This window comes from Faecalibacterium sp. Marseille-Q4137, assembly GCF_017377535.1.
GTDB classification, from domain to species: Bacteria; Bacillota; Clostridia; order Oscillospirales; family Ruminococcaceae; genus Faecalibacterium; species Faecalibacterium duncaniae.
The window spans coordinates 1-16,009 of record NZ_JAFREK010000017.1; the positions used below are offsets into that span (position 1 = coordinate 1).

Below are 16,009 nucleotides of genomic sequence, written 5' to 3' on the forward strand. Positions count from 1 at the left end.
TTAGCTGGCGCAGCGAACCCTTGACAAACCGAAGCATTCAAATGCTATTCTGTTTTTGCGAGGGTTGGCTGGGCTTGCTTTGCTGTTCTCTCCGTCACCCTCGCTACTCCAAGGCCAGCATTTGAATGATGTTTGTCATGGGCAGCGGATGGTTGGCGGATTTTTTCATTTTAGGGCTTGACTTTTAATAGTTAGTCTTCGTCAGAGATTTATAGGCTTCTGCCACCTTGCCCTTGGAATCATAGGCAAAGATACTTTTGCCTGCCGCACTGGTTTCTGCCGCACGGACAGACCGTGGGATGGTCTGCTCGAACACATTCAAGTGTTTTCCGTATGCCTGCCGGATCAGATTGCTGATTTGCTTTCCGTAGTTGGTGCGGCTGTCGGTCATGGTCAGCAGAATACCCTCGATTTTCAGTTTCGGATTGATCTGCCGCCGGACTTTCTGCACCGTCTGCAAAAGCTGTTCCAGACCCTTTGCAGACAGGTACTGTGCCTGCACAGGAATCAGGGCAGCGTCTGCCGCCGCCAGTGCGTTGATCGTCAGCATCCCCAGCGAGGGCATACAGTCCAGCAGAATAAAATCGTACTCCCGCTTGGCACTGTCCAGCACCTGTTTCAGCATCTTTTCCCGGTTCATGCTGTTTACCAGAGCCACTTCCAGCCCTGCCAGTTCGATGTTTGCCGGAATCAGGTCAACGCCCTCTGCATGGTGCAGAACGCCCTCGCCGGGTTGGATAGGCTGATCGTTCATGGTTTTCTGCATCAGGGTGGAAAGGGTGGTGGGCAGTTCATCGGGTTGCTGCCAGCCCATGCTGATGGTCAAACTGCCCTGTGGGTCAGTGTCCACCAGCAGAACTTTCTTGCCCTCCATCGCCAGCCCGATGCCCAGATTTTCACAGGTGGTGCTTTTTCCCACACCGCCTTTCTGGTTTGTGACTGCAATAATCGTAGCTTTCTTTGCGATAACATCACCTCCCCGGAGAACCGCGCGCAAAGTCGTGGTTCGTCTTGTTCTGATAGTAGAGGTTCATGGTGGTGGGCGCATTGTAGAGCATCGCCAGCAGATACTGCTTCATGTTCCGCACCGGGACGGTGTTTTCTGCCAGAGAATCCAGCACAAAACGGATGTGGTCGGCGTTCAGCTTCATAAACCGGCTGCGTACTACCTCAACAGGCTTATCATCTCCAGCGATCCGCAACATCTTGCGTTTGGTGGAACAGGTGTCCACAAGCAGGTCTACGATCTGATAGATGGTGTCCTCATCGTCTGGGCAGAGCCGGAGCAGAAGGTCTACCTCCAGTACCTGATAAAAATAATCTTCGAGCTGTTCACGAATGTTCCCTAAATGGATAGGATCAGGTTTATTCATCTCTGTTTTATTCTTATCAGTCTTATTTGCTTGCGGTTTTGGCTGCTCCAGAGTTGCGCTTTCGGCAGCACCTGAATTGCTGTTTGGGCAATTCTGTACTTGCGCTTTTGGCAGTCCAGACGAAAAGTCCTTGACGTAGATCAGGCTGGGTCTGCCCAGACCACGGCGTTTGCGCTCGATGAGGTCCATGCCCTCCAGTTCCCGGAACAGCTTGACCGCTTTGTGTTCGGCACAGCAGAGAGATTCCTGCACTTCCCGGACGGTGTAAATGATATACACCCGACCTTGCTCGTCCAGCCAGCCGTTCTTGACCGACAGGCTCATGCGGTCCAGCAGGATGCCGTACAGTGTCCGGGCATCGGTGGAGAGCTGCCGGAAACGGCAGTCTTGGAACAGTGCCTTTGGGATGCGGAAATAGGAGAACAATTCGCCCGACTGACCATAGAAGTAGTCCAGCGTCATTTGGTGTGTCCTCGGATTTTCAACTGTGAGTGCTTGTTCATGTGGAAAACCTCCTCCCTGATTTCTGCAAAAGAAAAAGCTCACCTTCAATTTTGAAAGTGAGCTATGTAAAAGCAAAACGGTAACAGTAAGTGTCGAGTTTCGTACCCAAAAATTCTTGGGTACGGTTCTGGGTACAAAGAGCCGTTTTAGAGACAAAAAGATACCAAAAGTTACGTCAAAGTACACAAAGACACTTTTATGAAATTATCAGATAGTCACAAGATTCCACAAGAAAAATGGGATTACAAAATTATCGACGTTCTCATAACCGCTTGGTCCCGGGTTCAAGTCCTGGCTGGCCCACTAAAAAAGCACGAGATTTCGGTCTCGTGCTTTTCTTTTGCGGCAGATCCTGCTTTCTGCCGCAAATTGCATCAGATCCCGCCGTTTGCTCAATGAGTATTTCCCGCCGTCCCGTTATACTGGGAGGGAAATGGAATGAAACGATGGAGGAACAGACCATGAAATACGGTGTCATCGATGTGGGGGGCGGCCTGCGGGGCATTTACGGCGCTGGCGTGCTGGACCGCTGCCTGGAGGAGGACCTCCGCTTCGATCTCTGCATCGGCGTTTCGGCGGGCAGCGCCAATATGTCGTCCTATCTGGCAGGCCAGCATGGGCGGAACAAGCCCTTTTACGATGAATACTCCTTCCGCAGGGAATACATGAGCGTGCACAACCTCATCCACAAGCACTCCTATCTCGATCTGGGCTATGTCTACGGCACCCTCAGCAATGCAGGCGGCGAGAATCCGCTGGATTACGCGGCGCTTGCCCGCAGCCCGGCAGAGCTATGCGTGGTGGCCGCCAATGCACAGAACGGCGAGGCGCAGTATTTCACCAAGGCAGACCTCCACCCGGACGACTACCGCATCCTCATGGCGTCCTGCTGCATCCCTGTCATCGACCAGCCCTGCGTCATCGACGGCGTGCCTTATTTTGATGGCGGCCTGGCCGACCCCGTCCCGCTGGAATGGGCCTTTGCCCACGGCTGCGACCGGGTGGCTCTCATCCTGACCAAGCCCATCGGGCTGGTGAGGAGTGATGCCCTGGACGAGCATCTGGCGCACCTGCTGCAGTCGCATTACCCCGCTGCAGCCGAGGGGCTGCGCCGCCGGGCATGGCGGTACAACACGGCTGTCCAGCGGGCGCGGGAGCTGGAGCGGCAGGGCCTTGTCTGCATCATCGCCCCGGACAGCACCGAGGGAATGTCCACCCTGACCAAGAACCGCGCCGGCCTTGAAAAAATGTACGCCAAAGGCAAACAGGACGCTGAAGCGCTGGTGCGGTGGATGCAAAACACCAAACAAGATGAATCGGTGGGCACCTGGAGATGAAACCCGTTCACTTCCCTTGACAATATCCGCCCCGGACCGCCCCGGACATTATAATATGATATGTACATACAGACAAAGAAGCCTGGAGCGGTATTGCTCTGGGCTTTTTTGCTTTGGAACAGAAAAATCGGATTTTTTGCAAAAAACACTTGCAAAGAAGGAACTCTTGTGGTAAAATAATTGAGCTGTGATTGTGCTGCTATAGCTCAGTTGGTAGAGCGCATCCTTGGTAAGGATGAGGTCTCCAGTTCGAATCTGGATAGCAGCTCCAGCTCAAACCGCCTTGATGGGAAACCGTCAGGGCGGTTTTTTGCATCCGTCGCTCTGCCGTCTGCAGCAGCGCAAACCTGGCAGCCCCAGTCAGGGGAGCTGGCGCGGAGCGCCTGAGAGGCCCATCAAACAACAAAGCCGCAGGCCTGTTGAGGGCTTGCGGCTTTGTTGTTATGGGAAAGAGGTAAAAGTGTCTGTAAAATGTCGGTTTAAATCAGAAGTCGACCTCAGTGTCGTAGTAGCAGCACTTGAGCAGCTTCTCCATCTCCTCCTGGCTGGGCTGGCGGGGATTGGAGCCGGTGCAGGCATCGCCGATGGCGTTCTTTGCGATCTCGGGCAGACGCTCCAGGAACACTTCCTCGGGAACAAAGCCCTGCTCGGTGGGGTAGGAATCGGGGCCGTAGTTCTTGATGCAGTGGGGGATGTTCAGCGCATCGTTCATGCCGCGCAGGTACTCGATGAGCAGCTTGACCTTCTCGTCGTCGTTGGAACCGCCCAGCTTCATCTCGTCAGCGATGACACCATAGCGCTTCTTGGCCTCGGGGTCCTTGGCGTTGAAGGCGATGACCTTGGGCAGATACATGGCATTGGCGGCACCGTGGATGATGTGTGCGCCGTAGTCGGCAAAGGCAGCGCCGGTCTTGTGTGCCATGGAGTGGACGATGCCCAGCAGCGCATTGGAGAATGCCATACCGGCCAGGCACTGTGCGTTGTGCATGGAATCACGCTTGGACATATCGCCGTTGTAGCTGTCCACCAGATCGCCCTGGATCATCCGGATGGCGAAGATGGCCAGCGGGTCGGTGTAGTCGCAGTGGGCGGTGGAAACATAAGCCTCGATGGCGTGGGTCATTGCATCCATACCGGTGTGGGCAACCAGCTTCTTGGGCATGGTCTCGGCCAGATCGGGATCGACGATAGCGACATCGGGGGTAATCTCAAAGTCAGCGATGGGGTACTTGATGCCCTTCTGATAATCGGTGATGATGGAGAAAGCGGTCACCTCAGTGGCGGTGCCGGAGGTGGAGGAGATGGCGCAGAAGTGGGCCTTGCGGCGGAGCGGCGGAATGCCGAATACCTTGCACATCTCCTCAAAGGTGATCTCAGGGTACTCGTACTTGATCCACATGGCCTTTGCGGCATCAATGGGGGAGCCGCCGCCCATGGCAATGATCCAGTCGGGCTCAAACTTCAGCATGGCCTCTGCGCCGCGCATGACGGTCTCAACAGAGGGATCGGGCTCGATGCCCTCAAACAGCTCCACTTCCATGCCGGCTTCCTTCAGGTAGCCAACAGCGCGGTCAAGGAAGCCGAACCGCTTCATGGAGCCGCCGCCGACACAGATCATGGCCTTTTTGCCGGTAAAGGACTTCAGGGCTTCCAGAGCACCCTTGCCGTGGTACAGATCGCGGGGAAGAGTAAAACGAGCCATAGGAAATACCTCCGATTCAATCAAAACTCTCTGGTCTGTGGATGTTTGACACAAAAATAACCAACTCTCTTACACAAAGTGTACTGCAAACCATCCAAAAGTTCAATTGCCGGAATGTGGAAAAATCAGACCCAATTTTGGGCATTTCGCTGGAAAGGGAAGGCTTCCCGGCCGGAGAAACCGGGAAAATGGCAAACAAAAAACCACCTGAAGCTCTAAGACTTCAAGTGGTTTTTCAATGGAGCTGCTATCCAGATTCGAACTGGAGACCTCATCCTTACCAAGGATGCGCTCTACCAACTGAGCTATAGCAGCAAATGGCGACCCGGATCGGGCTCGAACCGACGACCCCCAGCGTGACAGGCTGGTGCTCTAACCAACTGAGCTACCGGGCCATGATCGCTCAAGTTCGTGCGGCGTTTACCGCCGGAACGTGCCCTATTATACCGGAAGATGGGCGGCTTGTCAAGCGGAAAAAACAAAAAAGCCGCAAAAAAGATGAAAAAGGCGGACTTCCTCAGTCTGCTCACTGCATTCGCAGCCAGCTCCTTCCATGAGGGAGCCTCTTTGCAGGGGCACAAAGGCCCCATCCCAGAGGGGGCTGGCATTGCGCAGCGATGACTGGGGGAGTATGTCTGCGCAAAAACAAAACCTCCGGAACGGCTGCTCCGGAGGTTTGTGGCAGGGGTAGTAAGTCTCGAACTCACGGCACGCGGTTTTGGAGACCGCTGCTCTACCAACTGAGCTATACCCCTAAATCTATGCTGCATTCGCTGAATGCCTGCTTATTATATAAGATTCGGCGCAAAATGTCAAGCATAAATTTTCAGGTTTTGGTGTTGCAGCCGCAGCAGCCGTCCTTGGCGGCAGGCAGGCTCTGGGCCAGCTGCTCCAGAGTGACGCTGTCGATGTACTGGTTGATGACCTCGTCCAGCCCGGCCCAGAACGGCAGGGTGAAGCACTGCTCGGACATGGGGCACTCGTTGGTCTCGCTGCCAAGGCAGGGGATGGGGGCCACGCTGCCCTCAATGGCGCGCAGGATCTCACCGGCGGTGTAGTCGGCGGGGGCCTTGGTCAGCCGGTAGCCGCCCTGGCTGCCGCGCTCACTTTTCACAAGCCCCACCCGGGCCAGTGGGGTGACGATCTGTTCCAGATATTTCAGGCTCAGGTTCTGCCGCTCGCTGATCTCTTTCAGGGAGACGGTGGTGCCCGGTGCGTAGCGGGCCAGCTCGGCCATCAGCCGCAGGGCGTAGCGGCTCTTTGTGGAAAATTTCATGGTCTACTCTCCTTGTTTCTCCCCTTAGTATACCACGCGGTGCAGGTTTTGCAAAGCGAAAACGCCGGTTTCTCTTGCCGAAACAAAAAACGTCTGTTATCATATAATAGAGAAATTATCGGAACTTGGAGATGAGATAATGGTAGAGAAGATCACTCCGGCCGAAGCCATCCGCCTGCTGGATGCGGGCAAGGCGCAGGCCGTGGATGTCCGGGAGCCGGACGAATTTGCCGTGGGGCATATCCCCGGCGCAAAGCTGCTGCCCCTGGGTGACGTGCTGACCCGCGCGGAGGAGGTCATGCCGGACAAAAACGCCCAGTGGCTGATCTACTGCCGCACCGGCCGCCGCAGTGCCGATGCCGCACAGAAGCTGGAAGCGCAGGGCTACACCGGCCTGCGTGATCTCGGCGGCATCCTGAGCTGGCCGTATGAGATCGAGGGCGATTTTGAGGGGCATTTTTAAAGGAAACTCCCCCAGTCTGCTTCGCAGACAGCCCCCTCTGAGATGGGGCCTGTCCGTGCGGTAAGCCTCCCTCCTAGAGGGAGGTGGCAGCGCACAGCGATGACGGAGGGAGTTTTGTGCAAAAGAAAGGATGTGCACTTATGGCGTTCGACCCGAAAAAGTTTGCCGGAGCCCATTGCGGCTGCCGGTATCAGCAGGACTACCGCCCCACGCTGGGCCGGGACGGCAAAAAGGAATCCGGTACGCTGGAGGTCATCAAATTCTATTATGATGGTGCCATCCGCTTTGAGCAGCACTGCTACGGCGAGGCGGCGACCTTTGTGTTCGGCGTGTGGGCTTCCGGCATGGATGCCGACGGCACCCTGCACTGGGCACTGCCGGATAAGCGCAAGAGCTATTATGATGAGGAATACCTTCCCAAAAAGCTGGACCGGGTGGACGAAGCGGGCAATCTGTACTTCGATGGCGGCACCTTCCCCTGGAAGCTGGCCGACGATTTTTCCGAGGATCGGCGCTGGGGCTACCCCAAATGGAAGGTGGTTCTGGGAAAGCTGGCCGGAAAAGGGCGTTGAATCTGCCCGGATTGTTACGGATTGATGAATTTCCAGTATTCCTATTGACATGCTAGGGAATGATATGGTATAACATTCCCGTTAAAAGGTATCATAGGCCCGGACGTTCGGTCCGGAAATGCAAAAACGATTTGTCGTTTGCCAGAAAGGATCAATCCCATGGAAACTATGGAGAAAGTGGTTTATCTCGACAATGCTGCCACGACTGCCTGTGCCCCGGAGGTGCTGGCAGTGATGACCCAGGCCCTGAGCGGTGCCTGCGGCAACCCCAGCAGCCATTACAGCGTTGGCTATGAGGCCAAAGAGTTTGTGGACACCGGCCGCGCACAGGTGGCCAAGGCCATCAATGCTTCCCCGGCGGAGATCTTCTTCACCGGCTGCGGCTCCGAGGCCGACAACTGGGCCGTGAAGGGCACTGCCTTCACCAAGGCCCGCCAGAACAAGAAGCACCTCATCACCAGCGCCTTTGAGCACCACGCCATCATGCACAGCATGGCGGCGCTGGAGCGCATGGGCTTTGAGGTCACTTATATCAAGCCCACCCCGGAAGGTTATATCCGCCCGGAGGATGTGGAGGCGGCCATCCGTCCCGATACCGCGCTGGTCAGCATTATGATGGCCAACAACGAGATCGGCACCATCCAGCCCATCAAGGAGATCGCGGAGATCGCCCACAAGCACGGCGTGTGGATGCACACCGATGCGGTGCAGGCTGTGGGTGCCATTCCGGTGGATGTCAAGGAGCTGGGCGTGGATATGCTGTCCATGAGCGCCCACAAGTTCAATGGCCCCAAGGGCATGGGTGCACTGTACTGCCGCAAGGGCATCTGGCCCCAGAACCTGATCGATGGCGGCAGCCAGGAGGCCCGCCACCGCGCCGGCACCGAGAACGTGGCCGGCATCGCCGGTATGGGCAAGGCCCTGGAAATGGCCGTCGCCCATCTGGACGAGCGGATGGCCCACGAGAAAGAGCTGCGTGATTACGTCATTGACCGCGTGCTCAAGAACATCCCGGAGGCCCGCCTGAACGGCGGCCTGGAGCACCGCCTGCCTGGCAATGCGAACATCAGCTTCCCGGGCCTGGAGGGCGAGACCATCCTGCTGGATCTGGATATGCACAACATCTGCGCATCCACCGGCTCTGCCTGCAACTCCGACAGCCTGGACCCCAGCCATGTTCTGCTGAGCATCGGTGTGCCGGAGGAGATCGGCCACGGTTCCATGCGGTTCACCTTTGGCCCGCAGAATACCATGGAGGAAGCAAAATATCTGTGCGACGTGCTGGAGGAGGTCATTCCCCGCCGCCGTGCTATGAGTTGTATGTGGCTGCAGGGCCAGAACACCGCCCGCCAGTTCAGCCTGAAGGGAGAAAACTAAGATGGCAAGTATGTATAGCGCAAAGGTCATGGAGCATTTCGCAAACCCGCACAACGTGGGTGAGATCCCCGATGCCAACGGCGTGGGTGAGGTCGGCAACCCCAAGTGCGGCGATATCATGCGCATGTACCTGAAGATCGAAAACAACGTGATCGTTGATGTCAAGTTCCTGACCTTTGGCTGCGGTGCCGCCATTGCCACCAGCAGCATGGCCACCGACCTCATCAAGGGCAAGACCATTGACGAGGCCCTGAAGCTGACCAACAAGGCCGTTGTGGAAGCTCTGGAGGGTCTGCCCCCCATCAAGGTGCACTGCTCTGTGCTGGCCGAGCAGGCGGTCAAGGCCGCTCTGTCCGATTACTACCGCCGTCAGGGCATCGATCCGGAACCCATCGTGGGCAAGCTGGAAGAAGACTGTGACCATTGCAGCGGTGAGAGCTGCAAGGTCTGAGCAGGATCCGCAGAATCATAAAAAGGGGTGGTTCCCGGTCGGGAACCACCCCTTTTTGGTATCATACGGAACTGCGGTGAAAGTTCAGCGCAGATTCGCCTTCTGGATCAGGCTGCGGATATGGTGGGCCAGCATCTCGATGGCGGGGCCGTTTTCCCCGCCATTGGGGATGATGATATCGGCATTGCGCTTGCTGGGCTCCACAAAAGCCTCGTGCATGGGCTTGACGGTGGCGCGGTACTGGGCGATGACGCTGTCCAGCGAGCGGCCGCGCTCCTTGACATCTCGTAGGATGCGGCGGAGGATCCGCTCGTCCGCATCGGTGTCTACATAGATCTTGTAATCGAACAGGCTGCACAGCTCCGGCTCAGCCAGGGGCAGAATGCCCTCCACGATGAGGACGGGGGCGGGCTCGATGTGCTGCACCTCGCTGCTGCGGTTGTGGTTGGCGTAATCGTACACGGGGCAGTCGATGGCGCGGCCCGCCTTCAGCTCCTTCAGGTGCTGGATGAGCAGGTCGTTGTCGAACGCGTCCGGGTGGTCATAATTCAGCTTGCAACGCTCTGCAAAAGGCAGTTCATCGTGGCGCTTGTAGTAGCTGTCGTGGGAGATCAGACGCACCTCGTCCTCCCCGAACCGCTCCTTGAGCCGGTAAGCCAGCGTGGTCTTGCCGCTGCCCGAGCCGCCTGCGATGCCGATGATCAGATTGTTCATATCCCAAAATCCTCCCGCCTGCCGATTTCGGTAGAAAAACCGGTCAGAATAAGCTATAATAGGTATATTGTTGGGGAACACCCCTGTTTCTCACTGCTTATGATATCACAAAACCACTGTTTTTGACAGAGTAAGAGGAAAATTGATGAAAAAGATTGTTTCGGCCCCGTATATCGACCAGACTGCCCGCTGGGTGAACGGCTGCGAGAGCATCAGCAGCGTGATGCTGCTGCAGGCTGTGGGCATCCCCATTGACCCGGATGTGTTCATTGAGCGTGACCTGCCCCATGCCCCCTACTGGGAACAGGAGGGCAGGCTCTACGGGCCTGACCCGATGTTCGTCTACCCCGGCGACCCCCACGACCACACCGGGTACGGCTGCTATGCCCCCTGCATCGTGCAGGCCTTGCAGAGCGCGTTGAAGCATGAAGGCGCGGCGGACCGGTTCGAGGTGCTGGACGTGAGCGGCGAGACCGCGGCACAGCTGTGCCGGTTCATTGACAAGGGAATGCCGGTGGTGTTCTGGGCAACGCTGGATTTTACCCCGGTGCCCGAGGAGCGGGACCACTGGCTGCTGGCCGATGGCACCGACTTTGCCTGGAAGTGCCACGAGCACTGCCTGCTGCTGGTGGGCTACGATGAGGAAAACTACTGGTTCAATGACCCGTGGCATGACCACGGGGTCTGCGCCCAGCCCAAGGAGCTGGTGGAGCGCTGCCACGCGGCACAGGACTCCTATGCGGTGACCCTGCGGCGGAAATAAGAAAGGCGGAACATGAAAACAGAGAAACTGAAACAGAACGTCAAGGGCTATGTTCATCAGTTTGAGGACGGCGGCCTGCGGCTGCTGAGAAAGGGGCAGAAGGGTGTGATCCACGCCATCTTCAGCCGCTTTGGCCTGGTGCTGATCCTCCTGCTGCTGCAGGTAGGGCTGTTGTTCAGCATCTTCCGGTGGTTCGGCAACCTGTGGCCCCATTACTTTGGCGGCAGCGTGGTCGTTACATCGGCCATGGTCATCTACCTGCTCAACAGCAAGATGGACAACAGCGCCAAGATCACCTGGATGGTGGTGGTTGCCATTGCGCCGGTGGTGGGCATTCCGATGTTCTTCTATGTCAAGAGCAATTTCGGGCACAACATCCTGCGCAAGCGGCTGCTGGAGCTGGAGGACCAGCTGCGCGGCTGGCTGCCGCAGAGCCAAAAGGCCGTGGAGCAGCTGAAAGCGCTTGAACCCGGTGCGGCCTCGCTGGCAAAGTACCTGTACGGGCGGGGCGGCGGCTTTCCGGTGTACCAGAACACCGCCATGACCTATTTTCCCGGCGGCGAGGCAAAGTTTGAGGAACTGCTGCGCCAGCTGGAAACGGCAGAAGAATATATCTTTGTGGAGTATTTCATCATCGACGAGGGCCTGATGTGGGGCAAGATCCTGGAGGTGCTGGCCCGCAAGGCGCTGCAGGGCGTGGATGTCCGGGTGATGTACGACGGCACCTGTGAGTTCTCCACCCTGCCCCGCAATTACCCCCGGCTGCTGGAGAAGCTGAACATCCAGTGCAAGGTGTTCAGCCCGGTGCAGCCATTCGTCTCTACCCATTACAATTACCGCGACCACCGGAAAATTCTTGTCATTGACGGGCGGGTCGGTTTTACCGGCGGCGTGAATCTTGCCGATGAGTACATCAACCACATCCAGAAGCATGGCCGCTGGAAGGATGCCGCCGTGATGCTGGAGGGCGAGGCGGTCCGTTCGCTGACGGCTCAGTTTCTGCAGATGTGGGGCATCCTGAAGGAGCCGGAATATGAGCAGTTCCTGACCCGGCCCATTCCGGTGCCGGAAAATGCAAAGGGCGTGGCGGCTCCCTACGGGGACTGCCCGCTGGACGGCGAGCGGGTGGGCGAGATGGTCTATATCGACCTGCTCAACCGGGCCAGGGATTACATCCACATTATGACCCCCTACCTTATTCTGGACGGCGAACTGGAGACCGCCCTGAAATTTGCCGCTGAACGGGGCGTGGATGTCCACCTCATCCTGCCCGGAAAGCCGGACAAGCGGTTCCCCTACGCACTGGCAAAGAGCCACTATTCGGCCCTGCTGGATTCGGGCGTGAAGATCAGCGAGTGGAGCCCTGGTTTTGTCCATGCAAAGGTGTTCGTGGTGGATGGCAGGGAAGCGGTGGTGGGCACCATCAATCTGGACTACCGCAGCCTGTACCATCACTTTGAGGATGCCGTCTGGATGGTGGATGCTCCCTGTATCCGGGACATTGAGCGGGATTTCCAGCACACGCTGGAACAGTGCCGCACGGTGGAAAATACCTCGGCCAGCATCTGGCAGAAGCATTATCTGCTCCGTGCCACCGGAATGCTGCTCAAGGTCATTGCACCGCTGCTGTAACAGCTGAATTACAGAGCAACAGCCCCCTCAGGCTATTATGACCCGAGGGGGCTGTTGTTTTGTATGATCCTTATCTGGGGTAGCACAGCGCCAGCTTGGAATAAAAATCTTCCAGTGCGAAACGAACATCCAGATCGTGATAGACACGGATGGTTTTGCGGTCAGAAGCTTCAGCATAGGTCAGGCTGGGCAGGAGCACAGGGGCCGGGCGGAGTGTCCAGTGCCCCCGGAATCCATTCTCCAGCAAGACGGCGGCGGTAGTGTTGTCGCCCAAAGTCCAATTGCCCCCGGTACGCAGAGGAAAGCGGGGATCGTATTCGGAGGGGTACTCGTCCATCAGCTGCCGAAATAGATAGGCTCCCACTTCGCCGCAGGGCCGTACCCGAAGCGCCAATTCGGAAAGGGATACCTCGAATCTGGCGTAGACATCCTGTGGAATCTGCCAGACCGTAACAGCGCTGTCCAACAGGACACGGCAGGCGATGGGATCCTGCTGGACATTGAATTCCGGTCGTCCGGCGGGATAGGGGCCGCCGCCGTTCCAGAGCACCGTCATGCGGGACGCGATCTCCGGGGCACGGTTCAGGGCGGCGGCAATGTTTGTCATAGCGCCCTGGGCCGCAATGTACAGGGGAGCCGGGTCATCCCGCAGAGCCTCCTGGATCAGGAACTCGACGGCTTCACAGTCGGGAGCATCCTCCGGGGAGGCGAGAGGGGCAGTACAACCATGAAGAACAGGAACATCGTCGATGTGCGCGGCGTTCAGCAGGCGGCATACCTCCTGGTAGCTGCGTTCCATGCTGTGGGGCGGCAGACCCCTTTGGGTGGTTTTGACCTCGAAATGGGTGGCACAGATACCACGCACATCAAATTGCGGAGTGAGCAGATGGTGCAGGATGGCAAAGTCATCATCGCCTTCGTTTTTTGCATCGGTGTCAATGATGACCCGCACCCGGCAGGCCTCCGGCGGTGCAAATCCCAGCCGCGCAAGAAGTTCAGAGCGTTCCATGTTGTGTTCCCTCAGTTCAGCTTTGCCAGAGCTTCGTTCAGTGCGGCCAGCTTTTCTTCATCGAACATTTTGTTGCTGTAGAATTGCAGATCGTTCACCGAAATGCCCCGGGAGCCGGGCTCCTGCTGCACATATTGGGCCAGCTCCGGCAGCAGCTGCTGGATCAGGGCAGCGGATTGAGGAGTGTCCAGCAGGGTGCCGATCTTCATATCAAGACAGAATTCCCTGACTTCCTCCGGGGCGGGCACCAGCACGTCGTGGTTGAAGATGTGGTTCAGGAAGCCGAGTGCCATGCCCTGCCACACTGCGGATTCCGGGTTTTCCGGGTTTTGGGGATTGGCGATGTGGCGGCTGCCGGTGGAGAAGCCGTGGTCGCCGTAAGCAAAGATATGCATCTCATAGGGGATCTTCCGCTCTGCCAGCAGGGTGGCAAACTGCAGGGACTGCGTGGCGGGCACCAGATGGTCGCCCTGAGCGGCAAAAAGGAAGGCAGGGGGAGTCTGGTCATCCACCTGCTGCAGCAGGTCCGGCAGCTCCATGCCCAACGCCTTGCCCGGGATGCTGAACACAGCGTAGCCCAGCAGCATGGCCGCGGGACGGACCCGGCCCATGGTGCCCACCGAGGCGGCAAGATGCCCGCCGGCAGAGAAGCCTACCACGGCGATTTGCTCCGGGTCGATGTGCAGGTCGCCTGCGTTCTGGTGCAGGTAGTCCATGGCCTCCTGCGCCTCGGCAAAGGCATTGGTATAGACCTCCTCCACCGGACAGTTCTGGGAGACACTGTACCGCAGCACAAAGGCGTTGTAGCCTGCATTCAGAAAGGCCAGCGCTACAGGATCGGCTTCCCGGTCTGAGCAGAAGGCATAGGCTCCGCCCGGAAAGATCAGGATCGCAGGACAGCGGTCCAGAGCAGGCATTTCGGTGCAGGGATCCTGCAGGTAGCAGGTCAGCTGGGCATTGTGGGCTCCCATGGGGATCTGAGTGATTTTCATAGTTGGCTCCTTTTTCCTGTAATAAAACGGGCCTTCGTACAGATAACCCCAAAAGGCAGGGGGGTCCCTGTGCGAAAGCCCAAAATCGACTTTGTTATTCTGATATCAATATAGCAGATAGCAGAAACACTGTCAAGAAGATTTACTGGTATTCCTTTTCCATCGAGAAGCCCCGGCCGCTGACTTCAGTCACGCGGCTGACGATGAGGAAACAGGCGGGGTCGATGGAATGGACCAGCTTTTCCAGCCGGGGCAGCTCCCGGTTGGAGATGACGCTGAGCAGCACCTCGCTGGGCTCGCCGGTGTAGCCGCCCTCACCGTGGAGCACGGTCACGCCACGGTCGATCTCGGCCAGAATGGCGGTGCGGATCTCATCCGACTGGGTGCTGATGATCTTGACCTCAGTGCGGCTGTCGCCCAGCATCAGCATCTTGTCCATGACGATGGTGTGGGTGATGACCAGCACGATGCCGTAGAGCACCTGCTCCGGCTGGCTGAACGCCGCCTGCACCAGCAGGATGGCGATATCAAAGAGCATCATGGTGATGGACACCGGCCAGCGGAACCATTTCTGCAGCACCAGCGGAGGGATATCCATGCCGCCTGTGGAAGCGCCCGCCCGGATGACCATGCCCAGCGCAACGCCGATGCCCAGACCCGAGAAGATGGTGCAGAGGAAGATGTCCTCAGTCAGCACCCGGCCGTCCAGCAGCCGCTCAAACAGCTCCAGAAAGGCGGGGCTCAGCACGCTGCTGGCAAGGGTGTTCAGTGCGAACTTCTTGCCCAGCACCGCCCAGCCCCACACCAGCATGGACATGTTGAAGAGGAAGAGGAAACCGGAGACGGAAAGCCCCGTCAGCCGCCCGAAGGCCAGCGCGATGCCGGTGGCACCGCCCGTGATGAGCCCTGCGGGCTCCAGAAACAGGGCCACCGCCAGCGAATACAGTGCGTTGCCCAGGATGATAGCCAGACTGTTCAGCAAAAGCTGCTGCCAGCGACGAGTAGATTTCATAGCAGTACCTCCCATACTATCCTTATAATACAGGAAAACTTCAAGAAAATCCACCCGATGCGGTTGCTTCCCATCAGAACAGCGGAATTGATGTGGCTGCCAAGGGCTCCCCCTTTGGGGGAGCTGGCGCGAAGCGCCTGAGAGGGCGAGGCCGTTACTCCTCGTCCAGCAGCCGCAGACCCGCCGTATCGGTCACGGGCAGGGAGAACACGATGGCTCCCGCCTTGGGGCCTGCCCCCTGCATGATGGCCTGCATGATCTGGTTTTTCAGGGTGGTGCGGGACACGATGAGCACCAGCTCCTTCTCGTTGACCAGATCCACCCCCATAAAGTGAGCGGCACCCTCCATGCCGGTGCCCTTTGCGTGGATGACGGTGCCGCCGCCAGCTCCGGCGGCGCGGGCTGCGTCCATGATGGAGCCGGTGTGGCCCTGATTGGCAATGACGAGCAGCAGCTCATAGCGGGTATCCTTCAAGGTGCTTTCCTCCTTCAGTGCAAAGGTCTGGTGTTCGGTCAGGAATTGCAGCGCCCGCTTGCCGCCGATGCTGCTGACCGGGATGATGAACGCGATGCCGGTGCCCGGCACATCAATGCGCATTTTGCGGCGCAGGTCTTTTTGCAGGCCGGGCCAGGTCTCGGCGGTGATCATGGCAAAGAGCACGGCCTTTTCGGTCTGCTCCAGCCCCAGGGTGGAAAGGGTCTCCCGCACCGCCGTGCCTGCACCCACCGTGCGCAGGCTGACCGTGATGCCGTGCTCCTCGTAAAGGGCCAGAAAGGCATCGGTGGAGTGGCGGTTGGTGATGGTGACGAGCCAGTATAAAGTATTCACAGC

At 57.9% G+C, this 16,009-nt stretch carries 16 protein-coding genes and 4 tRNA genes; 8 read left to right on the forward strand and 12 right to left on the reverse strand.

The genetic code is table 11. The features are described 5' to 3' along the window. Positions 1-184: 184 nt before the first annotated feature. Together J3353_RS08375 and J3353_RS08380 are read right to left on the reverse strand one after the other, a co-directional pair. Positions 185-967 carry a ParA family protein gene (locus J3353_RS08375; protein ID WP_207684670.1) on the reverse strand — a complete coding sequence of 261 codons (783 nt, stop codon included), beginning with the start codon at positions 965-967 and terminating at the stop codon, positions 185-187. 4 nt (positions 968-971) lie between these two features. Then, the gene (locus J3353_RS08380) at positions 972-1,835 is read right to left on the reverse strand and encodes a DUF6017 domain-containing protein (RefSeq protein WP_156058583.1); all 864 of its coding nucleotides are present in this window, start codon (positions 1,833-1,835) and stop codon (positions 972-974) included. Between the two features lie 503 nt (positions 1,836-2,338). Between J3353_RS08380 and J3353_RS08385 the strand changes: the two genes are divergently transcribed. Together J3353_RS08385 and J3353_RS08390 are read left to right on the forward strand one after the other, a co-directional pair. Then, positions 2,339-3,214: a patatin family protein gene (locus J3353_RS08385; RefSeq protein WP_370569185.1), complete on the forward strand. Its 876-nt coding sequence runs from the start codon at positions 2,339-2,341 to the stop codon at positions 3,212-3,214. Between the two features lie 195 nt (positions 3,215-3,409). Beyond that, positions 3,410-3,485: transfer RNA gene (locus J3353_RS08390), tRNA-Thr, on the forward strand. Positions 3,486-3,698: 213 nt separating this feature from the next. Here J3353_RS08390 and J3353_RS08395 read toward each other — a convergent pair. The 5 genes from J3353_RS08395 to J3353_RS08415 form a co-directional block, all read right to left on the reverse strand. Beyond that, positions 3,699-4,916 carry an iron-containing alcohol dehydrogenase gene (locus tag J3353_RS08395; RefSeq protein WP_097771321.1) on the reverse strand — a complete coding sequence of 406 codons (1,218 nt, stop codon included), beginning with the start codon at positions 4,914-4,916 and terminating at the stop codon, positions 3,699-3,701. Between the two features lie 239 nt (positions 4,917-5,155). Continuing rightward, positions 5,156-5,231 (reverse strand) — tRNA-Thr (locus tag J3353_RS08400). Positions 5,232-5,234: 3 nt separating this feature from the next. Beyond that, positions 5,235-5,311, reverse strand: a tRNA-Asp gene (locus J3353_RS08405). A 284-nt stretch (positions 5,312-5,595) separates the two neighbouring features. Beyond that, positions 5,596-5,671, reverse strand: a tRNA-Trp gene (locus J3353_RS08410). Between the two features lie 71 nt (positions 5,672-5,742). Next, a complete protein-coding gene (locus tag J3353_RS08415) occupies positions 5,743-6,192 on the reverse strand; it encodes an Rrf2 family transcriptional regulator (protein ID WP_005934524.1) in 450 nt (149 codons plus the stop codon). Positions 6,193-6,331: 139 nt separating this feature from the next. Between J3353_RS08415 and J3353_RS08420 the strand changes: the two genes are divergently transcribed. The 4 genes from J3353_RS08420 to nifU all read left to right on the forward strand — a co-directional run bounded on the left by J3353_RS08420 (position 6,332) and on the right by nifU (position 9,055). Beyond that, the gene (locus tag J3353_RS08420; RefSeq protein ID WP_005934523.1) at positions 6,332-6,655 is read left to right on the forward strand and encodes a rhodanese-like domain-containing protein; all 324 of its coding nucleotides are present in this window, start codon (positions 6,332-6,334) and stop codon (positions 6,653-6,655) included. Between the two features lie 140 nt (positions 6,656-6,795). Continuing rightward, positions 6,796-7,227: a hypothetical protein gene (locus J3353_RS08425; RefSeq protein ID WP_207684653.1), complete on the forward strand. Its 432-nt coding sequence runs from the start codon at positions 6,796-6,798 to the stop codon at positions 7,225-7,227. A 159-nt stretch (positions 7,228-7,386) separates the two neighbouring features. Then, positions 7,387-8,604 carry a cysteine desulfurase family protein gene (locus J3353_RS08430; RefSeq protein WP_207684654.1) on the forward strand — a complete coding sequence of 406 codons (1,218 nt, stop codon included), beginning with the start codon at positions 7,387-7,389 and terminating at the stop codon, positions 8,602-8,604. Position 8,605: 1 nt separating this feature from the next. Then, positions 8,606-9,055, forward strand: a complete 450-nt coding sequence (gene nifU, locus J3353_RS08435) for a Fe-S cluster assembly scaffold protein NifU (protein ID WP_005934520.1) — start codon at positions 8,606-8,608, stop codon at positions 9,053-9,055. Between the two features lie 84 nt (positions 9,056-9,139). Here nifU and udk read toward each other — a convergent pair whose 3' ends face one another. Then, positions 9,140-9,769: a uridine kinase gene (udk, locus tag J3353_RS08440; RefSeq protein WP_005934518.1), complete on the reverse strand. Its 630-nt coding sequence runs from the start codon at positions 9,767-9,769 to the stop codon at positions 9,140-9,142. A gap of 145 nt (positions 9,770-9,914) precedes the next feature. Here udk and J3353_RS08445 point away from each other — a divergent pair, with 145 nt between their 5' ends. Both J3353_RS08445 and J3353_RS08450 read left to right on the forward strand, forming a co-directional pair. Next, positions 9,915-10,532 (forward strand): C39 family peptidase, encoded by a 618-nt coding sequence (locus J3353_RS08445; protein ID WP_207684655.1) that lies wholly within the window; start codon positions 9,915-9,917, stop codon positions 10,530-10,532. Between the two features lie 12 nt (positions 10,533-10,544). Continuing rightward, positions 10,545-12,164 (forward strand): phospholipase D-like domain-containing protein, encoded by a 1,620-nt coding sequence (locus J3353_RS08450; RefSeq protein ID WP_207684656.1) that lies wholly within the window; start codon positions 10,545-10,547, stop codon positions 12,162-12,164. Positions 12,165-12,234: 70 nt separating this feature from the next. Here J3353_RS08450 and J3353_RS08455 read toward each other — a convergent pair whose 3' ends face one another. The 4 genes from J3353_RS08455 to J3353_RS08470 form a co-directional block, all read right to left on the reverse strand. After that, a complete protein-coding gene (locus J3353_RS08455) occupies positions 12,235-13,173 on the reverse strand; it encodes a nucleoside hydrolase (RefSeq protein ID WP_117477337.1) in 939 nt (312 codons plus the stop codon). A gap of 11 nt (positions 13,174-13,184) precedes the next feature. Next, positions 13,185-14,165, reverse strand: a complete 981-nt coding sequence (locus J3353_RS08460; protein ID WP_207684657.1) for an alpha/beta hydrolase — start codon at positions 14,163-14,165, stop codon at positions 13,185-13,187. Between the two features lie 142 nt (positions 14,166-14,307). After that, positions 14,308-15,177 (reverse strand): YitT family protein, encoded by an 870-nt coding sequence (locus tag J3353_RS08465; protein ID WP_207684658.1) that lies wholly within the window; start codon positions 15,175-15,177, stop codon positions 14,308-14,310. Positions 15,178-15,331: 154 nt separating this feature from the next. Next, positions 15,332-16,006, reverse strand: a complete 675-nt coding sequence (locus tag J3353_RS08470; RefSeq protein ID WP_207684659.1) for a P-II family nitrogen regulator — start codon at positions 16,004-16,006, stop codon at positions 15,332-15,334. Between the last annotated feature and the right edge of the window lie 3 nt (positions 16,007-16,009).